At 55.5% G+C, this 18,048-nt stretch carries 14 protein-coding genes and 1 riboswitch; of the genes, 7 read left to right on the forward strand and 7 right to left on the reverse strand.

What is annotated here, in order from left to right:
* Positions 1 to 113: 113 nt before the first annotated feature.
* On the reverse strand, positions 114 to 1,646 hold the full coding sequence (locus N879_RS02345) for a nucleobase:cation symporter-2 family protein (protein ID WP_021446606.1): 1,533 nt from the start codon (positions 1,644 to 1,646) through the stop codon (positions 114 to 116).
* A gap of 55 nt (positions 1,647 to 1,701) precedes the next feature.
* Positions 1,702 to 3,078 (reverse strand): 8-oxoguanine deaminase, encoded by a 1,377-nt coding sequence (locus tag N879_RS02350; RefSeq protein WP_009453885.1) that lies wholly within the window; start codon positions 3,076 to 3,078, stop codon positions 1,702 to 1,704.
* A 453-nt stretch (positions 3,079 to 3,531) separates the two neighbouring features.
* Here N879_RS02350 and fmdA point away from each other — a divergent pair, with 453 nt between their 5' ends.
* From fmdA to N879_RS02390, 7 genes are all read left to right on the forward strand, one after another.
* On the forward strand, positions 3,532 to 4,731 hold the full coding sequence (fmdA, locus tag N879_RS02355; protein WP_021446607.1) for a formamidase: 1,200 nt from the start codon (positions 3,532 to 3,534) through the stop codon (positions 4,729 to 4,731).
* 57 nt (positions 4,732 to 4,788) lie between these two features.
* A complete protein-coding gene (locus N879_RS02360) occupies positions 4,789 to 5,076 on the forward strand; it encodes an FmdB family zinc ribbon protein (protein ID WP_009453884.1) in 288 nt (95 codons plus the stop codon).
* Positions 5,077 to 5,317: 241 nt separating this feature from the next.
* Positions 5,318 to 7,555, forward strand: coding sequence for a TonB-dependent siderophore receptor (locus N879_RS02365; RefSeq protein ID WP_009453879.1), 2,238 nt, complete (start codon positions 5,318 to 5,320; stop codon positions 7,553 to 7,555).
* A 209-nt stretch (positions 7,556 to 7,764) separates the two neighbouring features.
* Complete coding sequence (gene dsrO, locus N879_RS02370) at positions 7,765 to 8,523, forward strand: sulfate reduction electron transfer complex DsrMKJOP subunit DsrO (protein ID WP_009453878.1); 759 nt, start codon at positions 7,765 to 7,767, stop codon at positions 8,521 to 8,523.
* Positions 8,524 to 8,532: 9 nt separating this feature from the next.
* A complete protein-coding gene (gene nrfD, locus N879_RS02375; RefSeq protein WP_009453877.1) occupies positions 8,533 to 9,564 on the forward strand; it encodes an NrfD/PsrC family molybdoenzyme membrane anchor subunit in 1,032 nt (343 codons plus the stop codon).
* A gap of 37 nt (positions 9,565 to 9,601) precedes the next feature.
* Positions 9,602 to 12,727, forward strand: coding sequence for a tetrathionate reductase subunit A (locus N879_RS02380; RefSeq protein WP_021446608.1), 3,126 nt, complete (start codon positions 9,602 to 9,604; stop codon positions 12,725 to 12,727).
* Positions 12,728 to 13,320: 593 nt separating this feature from the next.
* On the forward strand, positions 13,321 to 13,854 hold the full coding sequence (locus N879_RS02390) for an AAA family ATPase (RefSeq protein WP_009458281.1): 534 nt from the start codon (positions 13,321 to 13,323) through the stop codon (positions 13,852 to 13,854).
* Positions 13,855 to 14,060: 206 nt separating this feature from the next.
* Here the strand turns inward: N879_RS02390 and N879_RS02395 are convergent, their stop codons facing one another.
* From N879_RS02395 to N879_RS02410, 5 genes are all read right to left on the reverse strand, one after another.
* Positions 14,061 to 14,696 carry a riboflavin synthase gene (locus N879_RS02395; RefSeq protein WP_021446609.1) on the reverse strand — a complete coding sequence of 212 codons (636 nt, stop codon included), beginning with the start codon at positions 14,694 to 14,696 and terminating at the stop codon, positions 14,061 to 14,063.
* On the reverse strand, positions 14,696 to 14,863 hold the full coding sequence (locus N879_RS20540; protein WP_161808929.1) for a hypothetical protein: 168 nt from the start codon (positions 14,861 to 14,863) through the stop codon (positions 14,696 to 14,698). Before N879_RS20540 ends, N879_RS02395 begins: the two co-directional genes overlap by 1 nt.
* Positions 14,848 to 14,992, reverse strand: a riboswitch (FMN riboswitch). Its footprint overlaps the gene before it by 16 nt.
* A gap of 57 nt (positions 14,993 to 15,049) precedes the next feature.
* Positions 15,050 to 15,799, reverse strand: a complete 750-nt coding sequence (locus tag N879_RS02400; protein ID WP_009458283.1) for an SDR family NAD(P)-dependent oxidoreductase — start codon at positions 15,797 to 15,799, stop codon at positions 15,050 to 15,052.
* A 151-nt stretch (positions 15,800 to 15,950) separates the two neighbouring features.
* A complete protein-coding gene (locus N879_RS02405) occupies positions 15,951 to 17,243 on the reverse strand; it encodes an LLM class flavin-dependent oxidoreductase (protein WP_009458285.1) in 1,293 nt (430 codons plus the stop codon).
* Positions 17,240 to 18,022 (reverse strand): 3-oxoacyl-ACP reductase, encoded by a 783-nt coding sequence (locus N879_RS02410; protein WP_009458287.1) that lies wholly within the window; start codon positions 18,020 to 18,022, stop codon positions 17,240 to 17,242. The genes N879_RS02405 and N879_RS02410 overlap by 4 nt, the downstream gene beginning before the upstream one ends.
* Between the last annotated feature and the right edge of the window lie 26 nt (positions 18,023 to 18,048).

An 18,048-nucleotide genomic window follows, 5' to 3' on the forward strand; every position in this document is an offset into this window, starting at 1 on the left:
AGGCTAGTTCCCGATATTTCAAGTGCTTAGCTAAAAAAAACCGCCTTGCTCCCTAAAGAGACAAGGCGGCCAAAGGTACGATCTTATGTTCTTTTAGCAATGTTTCTACTTGTTCAGGTACTGCTTAAACTCGGTTTCGTGTGCAGCACAGGGGCCTGTTCCGGTGCGGAGTGCTCATCAGCAATAATCGGGATCTCCTTGCCGTCCTTGTCCATGACCTTGCCGTTTTCAACATAGTCCCCTTCGTTCAGATTGGCCACGTCCGAGACCCGCAGATAGCGGCCTCCACCCGCAGCAAACACAGAGGGCTGATCCGGATTGCCCAAGGTGAAGTGGTTGAACAACAGGTTCAGCACAATCGCCACCAGGGCCGCCGAGCTGATGCCGGAGTGGAAAATCGTCGCAAACCAGGTTGGGAAGTGCTCGTAGAACTTGGGGGCCACGATAGGAATCATGCCGGCGCCGATAGCGGTGGCGACGATGATCAGGTTCATATTGTTTTCGTAGTTCACCTTGGCCAGCGTACGGATACCGCTGGCAGCGACGGTGCCAAACAGGACCATACCCGCGCCACCCAGTACCGCGGGTGGGACAGCGGCAACCAGACGGCCCATGATGGGCAGCAAGCCCAGTGCGATCAGAATCAGGCCACCAAAGGCTACGACGTAACGGCTTTTCACGCCGGTGACCGCCACCAGACCGACGTTCTGGGCAAAGGCACTTTGTGTGAAAGAGCCAAATACAGGGGCGATCAGGCTGGAGAGCATATCGGCACGCAGGCCATCACCCAGACGACGAGCATCCACTTTGGTTTCAATAATGTCGCCCACGGCCAGAATGTCGGCCGAAGTTTCCACCAGCGTCACGATGATCACAATGAACATGGAGATAATCGCGGCAGTCTGGAAAGTGGGCATGCCAAAGTGGAACAGGCTGGGCAAGGCAAAGACCTCGCCTTCGCTGACGGCAGAGAAATCTGCATGGCCCATGGCGACGGCAATGATGGTGCCGATAATAATGGCCAGCAAGATAGACAGGCGGGAGATCGTGGCGCTGCCCAGCTTGCTGAGCAAGAGCACGATCAGCAAGGTCATGGCGGCCAGGGAAATATTACCTACGCTGCCAAAGTCCGGTGCGGAAGGATTACCGCCCATGGCCCAGAATGCGGCCACTGGCATCAAGGTCAGACCAATAGTCGTAATCACGCAGCCCGTGACTAAAGGCGGGAAGAACCGGATCACCCGTGAAAAGACCGGCGTAATCAGCAGCCCTAGCAGGGACGCGACAATGACTGCGCCAAATACGGCTGGCAAACCGCCGCCCGTACCCAAAATGGCGATCATGGTGGCTACGCCAGAAAACGATACCCCTTGAACCAGCGGCAGACGGCAGCCGAAAAACGGCACGCCCAGCGTTTGCAGCAAGGTCGCCAGGCCGCCCATGAACAAGCAGGCGGTAATCAGCAAGCCGGTTTCATTGGCAGGCAGGCCAGCGGCCTCGCCAATGATCAGGGGTACGGCAATAATGCCGCCATACATGGTCAATACGTGTTGAAAACCGTAGGCAAGATTCGCGCCCAGGCCCAGATTCTCGTCTTCGGGGCGCTGCGCAGTCGCTGCACCCGTCGCCCTTGTAGGTGTTGTCATTGTTTGTCTCCGAAAATAGATAGGCAGGGCTCTAGGGGCCCTGTCACTACCGAACTCAAGCTGTCGCTACGGTATCCAGTACCTTGTCGCGCAAACGACGCGCAGCGGCTTGATGGCGTTGCATCAGGTCTTGCAAATCAATGCCGCAGGCTTGGCCGTCAATCACGCGCCACTGGCCGGCGACCATCACGCGGTCGGCCCGGTCTGCGCCGCAGAGCAGCAAGGCCGCCAAGGGGTTCTCAGCGCCGGAAAAGCGCAATTCATCCAGGGTGAACAAGGCCAGATCGGCCTGCTGCCCGACGTTCAGGCCACCAATGTCCTCGCGACCCAAACAACGGGCCGAGCCTTGAGTCGCCCAACGGATAACGGCTTGATGGGTAACCTGGCCCGGCTCGTAGCGCAGCCGGCCCAGCAAGAGTGCCTGTCGCATCTCTTGAGCCAGATTGGAGTGATCATTGGAGGCCGAGCCATCTACGGCCAGCCCCACGGGTGCACCAGCGGCTTCCAGCTCGATGGTGCGGCACAGGCCGCTGCCCAAGACCATATTGGACGAGGGACAATGGGCAATACCTGTGCCTGCCCGGCCCAGACGCTGGATTTCTTCGTCGTTGAAGTGAATGCCGTGTGCCAGCCAGGTGCGATTGCTTAACCAGCCCTGCTGATCCAGATAGTCCAGTGGACGCATACCAAAGAGGCGCTCGCAGTAGGCAGTTTCGTCGTCTGTTTCAGCCAGATGCGTATGCAGGCGTACGTCCTCGCGTTCGGCCAGCTTGGCGCTTTCGCTCATCAACTCGCGGCTGACAGAGAAAGGCGAACACGGAGCCAGGGCCAGCGTGATCATCGCCCCATCCTCGCGTTGGTGATATTGGCGAATCAGGCGCAGGCTGTCGTCCAGAATGGTTTGTTCGTCCTGTACGACGTTTTGCGGGGGCAAGCCTCCCTGATCCCGGCCCACACTCATGGAACCACGGGTCAATGCGGCGCGTACACCCAGGCGTTGAGCGGTTTCAGCCTGGCAATCAATGGCATGTTGCAAGGCGCCCGAAAACACATAGTGGTGGTCAGCCACAGTCGTACAGCCCGACTGCAACAGTTCCACCATGGCCAGCTCGCTGGCCACCTGCATTTGCTCGTCGTCCAACCCGGCCCACACGTCATACAAGGTGGTCAGCCAGGGGAACAAGGGTTTGTTCAGCGCTGGGGTATAGGCCCGTGTCAGGGTTTGGTAAAAGTGATGATGCGTATTCACCAAACCGGGCAGCAAAACGTGCCGGGAGGCATCCCAGCTTTGGTCGTAAGCCTGCTTGGGCTGCTGACCGGCGGCCACTTTTTCGATAATGCGGCTATCTTGCACCAGTACGCCACCGGCAGCTTGTGCATCTGAACAGGCCAGTGGATTGCGAATCCACAGGATCGGGGAACGGCTAGTCATTATTGTGTCTCCTGCGTTTTATTGCTTTTTATTGTTGTCAGTTCGACTAGCCGACTTATATACCTGCTGTGATAAGGGTTATTTAGAGCCAGGCCTTAGCCGTGCCCTTTTTCGCTCCAAGCCTTGAGTCCTGCTAGGCCATTCAGGAACTCTTATGCCTTCTATAAGGTTTGTCGTATAGAGAGCAGCCCGTTTTTTTACGGTATTCCGGGACATAAAAAATTTGCTCAAAATCAGGATTTATCCTCTGGACAAAAACCTGGGACTATTGTCCTTTAATCACTTAAAGCCTAAATCATTGACTCGCTTAAGAATTTATTTATTGGCATAAAAAAACATATAAAGCCGCTTATCCACACATTTTGACCGTGCCAGTCCAGTCGTGTTAATTGTGTCGCCAAGCGCACTAAAAGCGCCGTTGTGCTGACCTCGCACACATTATTCGGAGAACACATGCAGCATATAAAAATCAAACCCGGCGCACCCCTGGCCGAACAAGCTGAAATCGGGCACAACCGATGGCACCCTGATATTCCAGACCTGACCAGCGTGAAGCCTGGCGAGGAAATGATTCTGGAATGCATGGACTTTCTGGACGCCCAGATCAAAAACACGGACAGCGCCAACGACGTACGCGACGTTGACCTGACCCGCGCCCACCCATTGACGGGCCCCATCCACGTAGAGGGCGCTGAGCCAGGCGATATTCTGGTGGTGGATCTGCTGGATATTCGCGCCATTACTCCTGTCGGTTTCTCGGGCATTTTTGCCAAGGAAAATGGCGGTGGCTTTTTGGCCGAGCATTTCCCCGAAGCCGACAAGGCCATCTGGGACCTGCATGGTGTTTACGCCACCTCGCGTCACATCCCTGGCGTACGCATTGCGGCCATGATGCACCCTGGCTTGATCGGCACCCTGCCCTCGCACGAACTGCTGCGCGAGTGGAACCGCCGTGAAGCCCTGCTGGTGCCCAAGGGCCACGCCAATCCGCCTGATGCCAAAACCGCTGTATTGCGCGGCGTTAAAGGGGCCGAGTTTGACCGCATGGCGGCTGAAGCTGCTCGTACCGTGCCTCCACGTGAGCACGGCGGCAATCTGGATATCAAGAACCTGACCATTGGCTCGCGGATTTACTTCCCCGTCTATGTGAAGGGTGCTGGCCTGTCCATGGGCGACTTGCACTTCTCCCAGGGCGATGGCGAAATCTCCTTCTGTGGTGCCATTGAAATGGACGGCGCAGCCCACCTTGGCTTTGATCTGATCAAAGGTGGCATGGCCAAATACAATCTGACCGCGCCTATCTATGTTCCAGGCCGTCATGATCCCAAGTACGATCAGTGGATGCACTTCACGGGCATCAGCGTGGAAGAAGGCGTCAACTACTACCTGGATTCTACGGTTGCATACCGTCAGGCCTGTTTGGCTGCGATCGATTACATCAGCCGCACGACAGACCTGTCGCGTGCGCAAGCCTATATGTTGCTGACTGCTGCTCCCGTTGAGGGCCGTTACGGCGGCGTGGTGGATCTGCCTAACAGCTCCGCTTCTCTGGCCTTGCCTACCGGTATTTTTGATACCGATATCCTGCCTAAAGGTGCCTTGAATGACGCGGCCCGTTTTGGCCGTCCAGGCACACGCTGTAACTTGACCTGATCAGTCTCCGGCCCTGGCTTCGTCTTGGAGTCAGGGCTTGCTTTACTCGGATTTGCCATGCCTTTGTACGACTATCTTTGTAATCATTGCCTGCAACGCAGTAGCCATTTGCGCAGCATTGCCACCCGCAACGATCCCCAGACCTGCCCTGCTTGTGAAAAAGGCAGCCTCTTGCTGCAACTGAGCGCACCACGACGCCTGTTCAGCAAAGCCAGCCCCACGCGCGGTCTGACTCCTCAACAAGCTTTGGCGGGCAATAATGTGACCGGGCCCGGCACTCGTTCCAGCACCCGGAATTCTGTCATCCATACCTGTATGGGTCCTGGCTGCAGCGTTTGCGCCTAAATACAATCAGCCCCTTTGCAGCGCAAGCTGTCAGCCTTGACAGGCCGCAGCTTTAACGTTGGCGGGCGTAGTTCTGGCTGAATTTGCCCAGTCGGATCTGTTGGTTTTACGAGATTCACGCTCGGTAACATGAAACATTCTGTTTATAATCAAGAATCAATCTCATTATTACTGGGTGTTCATTATGTCGGTGTCCTCGTCTCTCGCCGCTAAGCGCCAGGTGCCTGGCGGCGTATCTTTTATGCCTTTAAGCAGTCTGGCAGTGGCTTTATTGTTGGCCTTTCCCTATCAGACGCAAGCGCAAGAGGTCGAGGAGCTGGACCGCATCGTGGTCAAGGCCGAGCAGGAGCTCAAGCAGACCTTGGGCTCTTCCATCATTACCGCCGAAGACATCCAGAAGTCCCCTCCCGCCAACGATATCTCCGAAGTTCTGCGCACCATGCCGGGCGTGAACCTGACAGGTAACTCGGCTAGCGGCCAGCGCGGTAATAATCGCCAGATCGACATTCGCGGCATGGGCCCGGAAAACACCATGATTCTGATTGACGGCAAACCCGTCAGTTCGCGTTCTGCTGTGCGTTTCGGCTGGCGTGGCGAGCGCGATTCGCGTGGGGATACCAACTGGGTACCTGCCGAGCAGATCGAACGCGTGGAAGTGCTGCGCGGCCCGGCAGCAGCACGTTACGGCAACGGGGCTGCGGGTGGTGTGGTCAACATCATCACCAAACCCACAACAGACAAATTCCAGGGCACCTACTCCTTGTATGGCAACTTGCCCGAACATAGCGATGAAGGCGCCACGCGACGCATGAGCTTTGGCTTGAGTGGCCCGATCAGCGAATCTTTGTCCTTCCGTTTGTATGGGAACCTGAACAAGACGGATTCGGACGATCCGGAGATCAATAAAGGACACCAGACCGAGCGTGGTGGTGCCAATGCGAACAGCTTGCCTGCTGGACGTGAAGGCGTACGTAACAAGGACATCAATGGTTTGCTGTCCTGGCGTCCTGATAGCCGTCAAACGGTGGATCTGGAGGCCTCCTATAGCCTCCAAGGCAATATTTATACGGGTGATACCCAGAACACGAATACCAATGACGAGGTGAAACGTCAGCTGGGCGACGAGACCAACAAGATGTATCGCCAAAGCTATTCGCTGACGCATCGTGGGGACTGGAACGATAAGACGAACTCCCTGGCCTACTTCCAGTACGAAAAGACGCGTAACTATCGTTTGCTGGAAGGCTTGGCCGGAGGGACTGAGGGTGCTTTTAATGATCCATCCCGAGTCAAGGATGGAGGTTTTGGCACAGCGGACCTGACCACCATGACGGCCCACGCTGAGGCCAGCCATCAATTCAAGACCGGTAGCGTCGAGCAATACGCCACTATCGGTATGGAGTGGGTTGGGCAGGAGCTGAACGACAAGTCCTCGGACTTGGCACAACGTAACCCGACCCGTATTCCTGGTGTCCCCAACAAATACAAACCCAAGTCGCGGGCGAATATTTACTCGGTTTTCGCTGAAAACAATATTTATGCCACCGACAAGACCACGGTTACCCCAGGTTTGCGTTTTGACTATCACGACAAGCATGGCAGCAACTGGAGCCCATCGCTTAACCTGACTCATGCCGTGACGGATAACTGGCTCTTGAAAGCCGGTATCGCCCGTGCTTACAAGGCACCTAACCTGTATCAAAGCAATGACGGCTATACCTTGTACAGCCTGGGTAACGGCTGCTGGGGCAATACCACGGGCAGTAGCACGGGTTGCTTCCTGCAAGGTAATTCGGACTTGAAGGCCGAAACCAGCATCAATAAAGAATTGGGTGTCGAGTACGTGGGTGACAACGGCCTGGGTGCCAGCCTGACCTACTTCCATAATGATTACCGCAACAAAGTAGAAGCGGGCCGTTTTGCAATCGATAGCTTCACGGCCTTGAACAATCAACAATTGATTCTGCAATGGGAAAACATTCCCAAAGCCGTAGTTTCGGGTCTGGAAGGTAACTTGACGCTGCCTTTGGCCGAAAACTGGCTGTGGTCCACCAACTTCACCTACATGATCGAATCCAAGAACAAGACTACGGGTGAAGCGCTGTCCACTATCCCTAAATACACGATCAATACGACTCTGGACTGGGATGTAAATGCCGATTGGTCCTTGCGCGCCAAGGCAACCTTTTACGGCGAGCAAAAGCCACCGAAGTACGACTACTACGGTCAGCCTTTGACGGGTTCTGCAACCGACAAGGTGTCCCCTTACGCCTTGTTTGGTCTGAGCACGCAGTACAAGATCAACAAGCACTTCCGCATCAATGCAGGGGTTGATAACCTCTTTGATAAGCGTCTGTTCCGTCGCGGCAATGCCATCGGCGTGAACCTGGGTACCCCCAATTACATCTACGGTGCTGGGGCCTACACATTCAACCAACCCGGCCGCACTTTCTTCCTGGGCTTAAGCGGAACGTTCTAAGCGGTTTTATCCACAACTCAGGTATATAGCGCCCCTCCCTTTCCTGGAGGGGCTTTTTTTTGTGCCTGAAAAATACAGCCGAGCGTCAACATTTCAACCTTTAAATGTTCTGTTTGACCTTCATCAAGACCGGAACTTTGTATTCTTCATATGCTTATAACTACAAATAATGTCAATGGGTTCAACCCAAGCATAGGAAAGGAAAACACATGATTCCAAGCGCCGAGCCCAAAAAGGGCAAGCGACGTTTTCTTAAGGAATTGCTGGGCCTTAGTGCCGGGGCCACGATTATTCCTATTCAGCCTGTTCATGCTGCCATGAACAGCCAGCCTCCACGACGTAGCGGTGGGAAAGATGGGGCCCGCTACGGCATGGTGGTTGATCTAAGAAAATGTATCGGTTGCCAGGCCTGTACGGTCAGCTGTTCTATCGAAAATGCACCCCCTATAGGGCAGTTCCGCACCACGGTTCTGCAATATGAGGTGCTCGATGAACAGCAGCAGGCGGCCATGCTGAGCCTGCCACGCCTCTGTAACCACTGCGACAACCCGCCCTGTGTGCCGGTCTGTCCTGTGCAGGCGACGTTCCAGCGCGAAGACGGGGTGGTGCTGGTCGACAACGAACGATGTGTTGGCTGTGCCTACTGTGTTCAAGCCTGTCCTTACGATGCCCGTTTCATTAACCATGAAACCCAGACCGCCGATAAATGCACCTTCTGCGAGCACCGCCTGGAAGTGGGTCTGCTGCCCGCCTGCGTGGAAAGCTGCGTGGGTGGCGCACGCGTCATTGGCGATATGAACGATGAAACCAGCACGATTTCCCAGCTGCTTAAAGAGCACAAAGAGGAAATCCGTGTACTCAAGCCCGGCATGAATACCAACCCGCATGTGTTCTACATCGGTTTGCCCGATGAGTTCGTTGATGGTGTGGATGGGCAGGCCAGTGTGCGTCTGACCAATCAGTTCTAAGGGGCCGTTATGTCTATTATCGAAATTCTGACCCCCGCCTACGAAGTTGCCTGGTTACCTTGGGCGGTTCAATACTTTTTCCTGGTCGGTATGGCTGCCACCAGCACCGTCTGGGTGTGGCGTTGCGCCTGGTCCAGCGACAGCGCTTTGCGTCGTCTGGAGCCTGCGCTGATGATTGTGCTTCTGTGCAGCAGCATTGCCGCTCCTGTGTCCTTGCTGGCTGACTTGCACCAACCTGGCCGTTTCTGGCATTTTTATGCCCACTTCACTCCCTGGTCGTGGATGTCGCTGGGTGCTGTGCTGCTGCCCCTGTTCGTTGGCCTGTCCATGGCCAACGTGCTGGCCTGGTGGCTGAATAAACGTGCTCTGTGGCGCTGGTTGAGCCTGGCTTTACTGGTTTCGGCCTTGTCGATTCTGGTTTACAGCGGTTTTGAAGTCATGGTGCTGCGTTCACGCCCCTTGTGGAATACCGCGTTCTTACCCATCAACTTCGCGTTGACAGCTGCTTTGGCCAGTCTGGGCGCTATTTTGCTGGTTGCTCGCTTCTTGCCTGGCGGCGTGGCCAATCTGCCGCTGGAGTACGTACGCCGTTGGTCTTTGGGCGTGGTATTGACCTTGATCCTCGTGGCCCTGTTCTGGGTGGGCTCCGGTCTGATGGGTTACAGCCACTCCTTTGGTTCGGCCTGGGAACTGTTTCAGACCTATCCCGTATGGCGTTTGGGCTTCCTGGGTTCCTCGGCGTTCGGTCTGCTGCTTCTGTACATGCTCAGCCGTCCTGTCCATACCTTGCAAGGCAATCTTTATAGCTTGTTCTGTGCTGTTTTCATGCTCGGCTCTGCCTGGATGTTTCGCTGGATTATTTTCATGGCGGTACAAGGAGTGCCTAAATACGGTGCCGGTTTGTACCTCTACACCATGCCCTTAGGCAGCGATGGTCTGCTGGGGATGCTGGGTGTGCTGGGCTTGTGTATTGCCTTGCTCGCCGCCAGCACCACCCTGCTCTCTCTGTTCCCGGCCCGCCGTTCGTCTTTGACGGCCTAGGCCCTACAGACTCACTAGCTTTCAGGTACTTATCGTCATGAGCAAGAAAAAAGAAACCCCTAACCTGTCGCGTCGACAGGTATTGACCCGCGGCGGTGCTGCTGTGGGTGGTCTGGCTGCCTTTGCGGCTGGTTATAGCGACACGGTAGTCAAGGCGGTCCAAGGTCTGGGCCAAGGTACAGCCGGTGTACCCACCGCACACGCAACCCGTGGCAACTCCTTGCAGGCTGAATTCCGTATTGATCCGATCACGGGTCTGCTGGATACGCAGTCCGGTCAGATTGTGAGCCCTTCCAGTTGCCTGGGCTGCTGGACGCAGTGTGGTGTGCGCGTACGTATTGATACGGAGAACAACAAGATTCTGCGTATCGCCGGTAATCCTTACCATCCTTTGGCAACCACGCAGTCTGCTCCCATGGAGCAGCCCGTACGCGAGGTTTACGCCATGCTGGGTGGTGAGAATGGCTTGGAAGGCCGTGCCAGCGCCTGTGCCCGCGGCGCTTCCATGCTGGAACAGCAGAGCAGCCCTTATCGTGTTCTGTCGCCTTTGAAGCGCGTCGGCCCTCGTGGTTCAGGCCAATGGGAGCGCATCAGTTTTGAGCAATTGATTGAAGAGGTCTGCGAAGGCGGCGATCTGTTCAAAGAAGGTCATGTCGATGGTTTGCGTGCGATTTGGGATCACGAAACCCTGATTGACCCGCAAAACCCCGAATTCGGTCCATTGGCCAACCAGTTGTTGTTCACGGATGCCGCGAACGAAGGCCGTACGCCACTGGTCAAACGCTTTGCCGAGCAGGCTTTTGGCACGATCAACGTCAGCAACCACGGTTCTTACTGTGGTCAAAGCTTCCGTGTCGGTACAGGGGCTGCCATGGGTGACATCAAAGGTATGCCTCATGGCAAACCTGACTGGAAAAACGCCCGTTTTGGCCTGTTTATTGGTGCAGCACCGGCTCAGTCCGGTAATCCCTTCCAGCGTCAAGGCCGTGAGCTGGCAGAAGCCCGTTCGCGTCCTGAAAACACCTTCAAGTACGTGGTTGTTTCCCCGATCTTGCCAACGTCCTCCAGCCTGGCTTCGGGCAGTGGCAACCGCTGGCAACCTGTTCTGCCCGGCACTGACTTGTCCCTGGTCATGGGCATGTTGCGCTGGATTCTGGAACAAGAGCGTTTTGATGCAGAACACTTGTCCCTGCCCCATGCGCCTGCGGAGCAGGACGAAAATACCGCTTCCTGGACGAACGCCAGCCATTTGTTGATTGCGGATCCTGAGCATCCTGGTTTTGGCCGCTATTTGCGCGGTACAGACCTGGGTTGGGAAGTAGCTGAAGACACTGAATCGCTCTTTATTGTTCAGGACGAACAAGGCGAACTGCGCGCCCATACCGATCTGGATCGCGCGACGCTGTTTGTTGACCGTACCATTGAGCTGGAAGGCAAGGATGTACGCGTCTGTACTGCGCTGAACATGCTGCGTGAGCGCAGTCAGGAAAAATCCATTGCCGAATACGCCAAAGGCTGCGGCATGGACGAAGAAACCCTGATCGAACTGGCCCGTGAATTTACCAGCTACGGTCGCCAAGCCGTGGCTGACGCACACGGCGGCACCATGAACGGCTCCGGTTTCTACACGGCTTATGCCATTGCCATGTTGAATACCTTGGTGGGTAACCTGAACCTGAAAGGCGGTTTGGTGCTGGATGCCGGCCCATTTGGTCCTTTTGGCCCCGGCCCACGCTACAACTTTGCTCAATTCCCCGGAAAAGTGACGGCCAAAGGCGTGTCTTTGTCGCGCCATCGCTTCGCTTACGAAAAATCCAGCGAATTCAAGCGCCGCCAAGCAAATGGTGAAGCGTTGTACCCCGCTCCTGCTCCTTGGTACCCCGCTGTAGGTGCCTTGAGCAGTGAAATGATTGCATCGGGCCTGAATGGCTATCCATACACCAGCAAAGTGTGGATCAACCACATGAGCAACCCGGTCTATGCGATTGCTGGCTTTAAAAATGCCTTGCTGCACAAACTGAAAGACCCTGCAGTTCTGCCCTTGTCGATTTCGGTTAATCCCTTTATCAACGAAACCAATGCCTACGCAGACTACATCGTGCCAGATACGGTGACTTACGAAAGCTGGGGTGTTTCGGCACCTTGGGCTGACGTGATCGCAAAGTCCTCGACCCTGCGCTGGCCTGTGGTCGAGCCACGAGTGGATCGCACGGCTGACGGTCAACCTATCAACCTGGAAAGTTTCCTCTTTGCAGTAGCTTTGCGTTTGGGATTGCCAGGTTTTGGTAAAGGCGTTCTGAAAGACAAGGCAGGCAATGCCCACGACTTGCTGCGCGCCGAGGACTTCTATCTGCGGGGCATGGCCAATATTGCCTTTGGTGCTGGCCGCCCGGTTGGCGACGCATCCGACGACGATATGCGCATCACCGGTGTGGATCGTCTCTTCCCTGACCTTCAAGCGCGTTTGCATCCTGAAGAGCAGCGCAAAGTGGCGATGTTGTTGACACGCGGTGGCCGATTCGACCGAATCGAAAACGCCTGGAAAGGAAATCAGCTGAAAAATCGCTACAGCAATGCTTTGCAGATCTGGAATGAAGACCTGGCCAAGATGCGTCACACCATGACGGGTGAACGTCTTAGCGGTTGCCCTACTTGGTACCCCACTCGTTTGGCTGACGGCAGCCCAATGCGCGAGCATTTCTCTGAGCAGGAATGGCCATTGCTGATGAGCTCCTACAAATCCAATCTGATGAGTTCCATGTCCATCGGGATGTCCCGCCTGCGCCAGGTCCACCCGCACAATCCGATTTCCTTGAATCTGGATGATGCGAAGAACCTGGGTATTCGGAATGGCGATCGTATTCGTGTCAGCACACCAGGTGGTGCGGTTGAAGGTGTTGCTTTGGTTCGTGGCGGTATTATGCGCGGAGCCATTGCAATCGAACACGGTTTTGGGCATACCGAACTGGGTGCACGTTCGCACCAGATTGATGGTGAGGCCATGCCTCACCTGAACGATCTGGCTGCAGGTGTGAACCTGAACGAATTGGGTTTTGCTGATCCAACCCGTGGCGATGGTCAGGACAACGTCTGGATTGACTGGGTTTCTGGCGCGGCCGTGCGCCAAGGCCTGCCAGCCAAGGTAGAAAAGTTGTCGGTTTAAAAGCGCCCCCTCTTTCAAGAGGTTTTTGAAAGATAAGAACGCCGATTGTCCTTTGGATGATCGGCGTTTTTCTTTGCTTGCTTATGGATGTATGGAGGCTTGTTTGTTCAAAGCTCCGATTTGGTTTTGAAGCAAGCCCTTGGTGTGAATGCGTGGGTACAAGAGTATGAGAACAGAAATGCTCCCTATCGCAGTACTTCCCTCTGATGTCGCATCAATAAGCGCGCCGATGGTAAGTAAATTCGCTCTCTTCTTGTTGAAGACCATCTTTTCAATGAGAAAAACTCTTTTCCGTTAATTGCATTTTATTATTTTCAAGTCGGCTGGGTGTGGGAGTATGGAAATGCAGAAATACGCTAAACTTGCACAATCTTCGCGGGTATCTGCTCCAGGCTTCCCCACCCTACATCCCTACATCCCTACATCCCTACATCCCTACATCCCTACATCCCTACATCCCTACATCCCTACATCCCTACATCCCTACATCCCTACATCCCTACATCCCTACATCCCTACATCCCTACATCCGGCTTCAGTTTCGGGGCGTGAACACGCCTGTACAAGTCTTCATCTTCTACTGACCTACTCTTATGAACCCTTTTGTTCTTATCTCCGGCTGCTCTGGTGGCGGCAAATCTACTTTGTTATCGGAGCTGCAAAATCGTGGCTATACGGTTATCCAGGAACCTGGGCGACGCATCGTGCAGGAACAACTGGCCAGCGGTGGCTCTGCCCTTCCCTGGCTGGATATGGAGGCCTTCCTGAATGAAGCGATAAAGACCGCGCAAGATGACTATTGCAGCGCTCCGAAAGATGGTGGCTGGGTGTTTTTTGATCGAGGCTTGATTGATGCGGCCGCGGCTTTGCAGGAATTAAAGGGTACGCCACTGCTGGATGACCTCAACAAGACCTGCCCTTATCATTCACAGGTATTTTTAACGCCGCCCTGGCCTGAAATATACGAGGCTGATCCAGAACGTCGTCACGATATGAACGCTGCTTTGCGTGAGTATGAGCGCCTGGAGCGTGTTTATCCCCTACTGGGATACCAAGTGAGCCTGCTGCCCAAAACAAGCGTAGAAAAGCGTGCTGATTTTGTCTTGAAGACGCTAACTCAAGTGTGAGTACTGCTTTGTTATGCAAAGTGTCGATCACTAGAAGGAGCAGGTTCACACGGCTCTGTACTCCGCTTTCGGGCAGTGTTTCACTCCAGACTTTGTCCATAAGCCCCAAAGCATCCAGTACCGCAACAGACACAGTAAAAGCCCCGCATAAAAAAGAGCCGCCAGTCTTGAAACTGACAGCTCTTTTTACTTCATTTAGGCGTCAATCAGCCTTTCAAACCAGGCATCACACGTGTCAACGTGCCTGCAACCGTACGCTCCAGCACATCGACCAGCACAACCGTCTGCTGATCCACTTCGATATTGAGCTTATCGCCCACCTTGTAGCGTGAGAACGTCGTCTGGCGCAAGGTTTCGGGAATCAGGTTGATGGTCACAACACCGTCTTCCACATCCGCCACAGTCAAGCTGCAGCCATTCACGCCCAGAAAACCACGTGGAAACACGTATTTCGCCCAATCTTCCGGCATCTGAAAACGTAGGCGGTTACCGGCCTCGGTAATGCTCAGTTCCAGCACTTCAGCCGTCGTTGCGATATGGCCAGCCATCACATGGCCGCCAATTTCCTCGTTCAACTTGGCCGATCGTTCGATATTGACCAGATCACCCGTTTTGAGTGTGCCCAGATTTGTGCGCTCCAGCGTGACGGGAATCGCATCAAAGGTGACTTTAGGGCCAGAGATGCTGGTCACGCTCAGGCACGTGCCTTCCACGCTGACACTGGCACCCAGTTGCAGATCCACCAGCAGCTCGTCGGTGAAGTCGATTTCAAACTCGGTACGGCCCAGCTCGGCCTTGACCGCTGTAAGAGGACGAACCGCTTTAACAATTCCGGTATACATCAGCACGCTCCTTCGCAGAATTCTTGCAAAAGACCAACGGCTAATGCAGGGGAGATTTTCAGATTTTTCATTTGAACGCATCCTTGATTAAACAATGCGTCCTCCGGGCAGCAATAAAACACGCCGCTGCCTTGATCACAAGGCAGCGATGCTTCATCTTCTTTCATCCGGACTCTGACCGTCGGCCCAGGTTTCTCACCTGATCTGCTGACCTTTCCCTGGCGGAAAGCGCTCGCGGGCTGGGGAATGGCTCCCTTACCGCCGGTGGGGAATTTCACCCCGCCCTGAAGACGTTTGCAGTGTAAGACCGGAGCCCAAGTCTAATCAAGCCAGACCCGCGCCGGTCGCCACGCTTAAGCCTTGCGATGCACGCTCAAGCCGGCAAAGCTTTGCGCCACTGGCATCAACTCGATGTAGTTGACGTTCATATGGGCAGGCGCGTTCATGATCCAGGCAATGGTATTGGCGATATCGTCAGGCGTGAGCGCATCCACGTTCTGGTACAGCGCTGCGGCTTTGTCTTTATCGCCCAGACGCACAGTCGAGAAGTCCGTACCGGAACACAGGCCAGGAGCCACGGTAGAAACACGAACTGCGGTACCCGACAGGTCGGCGCGCAGGTTCAGGCCCAGTTGATGCACAAAAGCCTTGGTAGCACCGTACACATTGCCGCCTGCATAAGCGTATTCGCCCGCAGTCGACCCCAGATTGATGATGTGGCCCTGATTGCGCTTGACCATACCCGGCAGCAAAGCGTGCGTAATGTGCAGCAGCGCGCTGATATTGGTGGCCACCATGGTGTCCCACTGATCCATCTTGGCGTCTTGCGCCTTGTCCACGCCCAGTGCCAGACCGGCATTATTGATCAGCACATCAATATTGGGAAAACGAGCTGTCAGATCAGCCAGCACCGCTTCTGCTCGCGCACGATCGGTCAAATCCACGCTGACCGGTACAAAACGCTCGCCCAGCTCGGCGGCCAGGGCATCGAGCTTGTCCTGGCGACGCGCCAGACCCAGCACGGTGTGTCCTTCAGATACCAATTTACGGGCAAGCGCAGCCCCAAACCCTGAGGAGGCCCCGGTGACAACGGCGGTTTTCATAGTGCGATCCCTATACAGCTCGCTGCTCGTTAAGCAGGCGACAATTAAAGCATTAAGGATAGCAAACTTCAGGCACGTCGTAGCCTCTTCACCCTAGGGAAAAAGCGGACAAATCCGTCATGGAAATGCCCGCTTTTTTCTTGCCCTGGCATCAGGCGGCAGGCCGCTCCAGGCCCAGGTGGCCGCGCAGGGTCGCATGCTCGTATTCCTGACGGAACAGCCCGCGTTTTTGCAGAACCGGAATCACCTGCTCAACAAAGTCACGAATGCCATTGGGCAAGGAAGGCGGCATCAGGTTAAAACCATCCGCTCCTTCGTTGCGCCACCATTGCTCAATCTGATCCGCAATGGACTCCGGCGTACCGACCATGGTGCAGTGACCGCCGCCAGCAGCGATTCGGCCCAGCAACTGGCGCACTGTCGGTTTTTCCATTTCCACAATGCGCAGCATGGTGGCATAGCGCCCTTTGGGGCCTTTGAAGCTTTCCAGTGGCGGCAGTGGTGGCACTGGCGCATCCAGCTCCCAATTCATGCAGTCCTGGCCGACAAACATGCCCAGCTGACGCAAGGATGTCTCGGCGGGTAGCAATTCGTCCAGCTCTTGCTGCTTGCGGCGCGCCTCTTCCATGGTGGAGCCCACATAGGTCACCAAACCCGGCATCACAGGCACATCCACGCCACGGCCCGCTTCACGCACGCGTCGTTTGATATCGCGGTAATAGGATTGGGCCGAGGGCAAATCATAAGCCACAGCGTAAATAGCCTCCGCTTTGCGCGCGGCCAAATCACGGCCTTGCTCAGAAGCACCTGCCTGAAACAGCACCGGCTGGCCTTGCGGCGAACGTGGCAAGGTCAAGGGCCCATCCACCAGGAAGTGATCGCCCTTATGCAGGATCTGGCGAACCTGATCCACTTTGGCGTAATCGCCCTTTCTGTCCATGACCAAAGCACTGTCGCTCCAGGAGTCGAACAGTTGCAATGCGGTATCGACAAACTCCTCAGCCCGCGCATAGCGCCAGGCATGATCGGGCATGGCTTCGTAGCCGTGGTTGCGCGCTTCCGAGTCAAACATGGATGTCACCACATTCCAGCCCATCCGCCCATTGGATACATGATCCAAAGAGCACAACATGCGTGCCGCCACAAACGGCGTGTAGAAGGTACTGGAAACGGTACTGATCAAGCCGATACGTTCGGTGGCTCGCGCCAGCGCAGCCATCATGGTCAAGGGTTCCAGAAACCAGCGCGGACCATCGGACACGTTATCGCTGGACTGACCATCGGCAAAGAAAATAGCGTCCAGCTTGCCGCGCTCGGCAATTTGGGTCAGCTCTTCGTAAAACCGGACATCGCCCAAACGTTCGACCTGCGACTCAGGATGGCGCCAGGCTGCTTTGTGGTGCCCGCAGCCCATAATGAACAAATTGAAATGCAGCTGTCTCATCCGTTTTTCACCAATCCACCGTCAACAACCAGATTCTGTCCTGTTACGGCACGCGCCCACGGACCGGCGAAGAACAAGGCCGCATCGGCAAACTCCTCGGGCGTGGTCACGCGGCGCAAGGGGGTGCTGGCCGCAATCAAGTCAAACACCGCTTCGGGTGTGGCCGCGGACGCGTCGGTTGTACGCAGCAAACCACCGGAAATCATGTTCACGGTGATCTGATCCGGCCCCAGATCGTGCGACAAGGTGCGTGTCATGGACAACAAGGCCGCCTTGGCTGCGGTGTAGTCGTGGTAAGGCACCACGGGGTTCTGAAACAGGTTCGTGCCGATATTGATAATGCGGCCAAAACCGGCTTGTTTCATGCCGGGCAAGGCGGCCTGTGTGGTGTTCAAGGCCCCGCCCACAATGCCTTCCAGTTGCTGGTTCATCTGAGCCCACGTCAAGGTATCGGCGTGAGGGCGAGCATCGCCATTGAAGGAGAACTCGGGCAAGGCGTTATTGACGACGGTGGTGATGGGCTGGCCAAAGTGCGCCTGCGCCTTGGCAAACAAGGCTTGTACCGAAGCCGCATCCGTCACGTCCGCCTGCACGGCCAGACATTGCTGCGGAAATTCGTCCGCCAGCGCCTGAGCGGCTGCTTCACTTTTCAGGTAATTGATCACAACTTTTGCGCCCTGGCCCGCAAAGGCGCGTACCAGACAAGCCCCCAGGCCGCGTGCGCCGCCGGTGACCAGAACAAGTTGTTGAGAGAGTTCCGAGACGTGTTCCACAGACATGACATTCCTTGCAAGATTTCGGCGAG

Source organism: Alcaligenes sp. EGD-AK7, from assembly GCF_000465875.3.
GTDB lineage: Bacteria > Pseudomonadota > Gammaproteobacteria > Burkholderiales > Burkholderiaceae_B > Alcaligenes > Alcaligenes phenolicus.

What these genes read in the sequence shown, in the direction of transcription:
- N879_RS02345 (WP_021446606.1), bottom strand. Translation starts at nt 1,646, where the DNA reads ATGACAACACCTACAAGGGCGACGGGTGCAGCGACTGCGCAGCGCCCC.
- N879_RS02350 (WP_009453885.1), bottom strand. Translation starts at nt 3,078, where the DNA reads ATGACTAGCCGTTCCCCGATCCTGTGGATTCGCAATCCACTGGCCTGT.
- fmdA (WP_021446607.1), top strand. Translation starts at nt 3,532, where the DNA reads ATGCAGCATATAAAAATCAAACCCGGCGCACCCCTGGCCGAACAAGCT.
- N879_RS02360 (WP_009453884.1), top strand. Translation starts at nt 4,789, where the DNA reads ATGCCTTTGTACGACTATCTTTGTAATCATTGCCTGCAACGCAGTAGC.
- N879_RS02365 (WP_009453879.1), top strand. Translation starts at nt 5,318, where the DNA reads ATGCCTTTAAGCAGTCTGGCAGTGGCTTTATTGTTGGCCTTTCCCTAT.
- dsrO (WP_009453878.1), top strand. Translation starts at nt 7,765, where the DNA reads ATGATTCCAAGCGCCGAGCCCAAAAAGGGCAAGCGACGTTTTCTTAAG.
- nrfD (WP_009453877.1), top strand. Translation starts at nt 8,533, where the DNA reads ATGTCTATTATCGAAATTCTGACCCCCGCCTACGAAGTTGCCTGGTTA.
- N879_RS02380 (WP_021446608.1), top strand. Translation starts at nt 9,602, where the DNA reads ATGAGCAAGAAAAAAGAAACCCCTAACCTGTCGCGTCGACAGGTATTG.
- N879_RS02390 (WP_009458281.1), top strand. Translation starts at nt 13,321, where the DNA reads ATGAACCCTTTTGTTCTTATCTCCGGCTGCTCTGGTGGCGGCAAATCT.
- N879_RS02395 (WP_021446609.1), bottom strand. Translation starts at nt 14,696, where the DNA reads ATGTATACCGGAATTGTTAAAGCGGTTCGTCCTCTTACAGCGGTCAAG.
- N879_RS20540 (WP_161808929.1), bottom strand. Translation starts at nt 14,863, where the DNA reads ATGAAAGAAGATGAAGCATCGCTGCCTTGTGATCAAGGCAGCGGCGTG.
- N879_RS02400 (WP_009458283.1), bottom strand. Translation starts at nt 15,799, where the DNA reads ATGAAAACCGCCGTTGTCACCGGGGCCTCCTCAGGGTTTGGGGCTGCG.
- N879_RS02405 (WP_009458285.1), bottom strand. Translation starts at nt 17,243, where the DNA reads ATGAGACAGCTGCATTTCAATTTGTTCATTATGGGCTGCGGGCACCAC.
- N879_RS02410 (WP_009458287.1), bottom strand. Translation starts at nt 18,022, where the DNA reads ATGTCTGTGGAACACGTCTCGGAACTCTCTCAACAACTTGTTCTGGTC.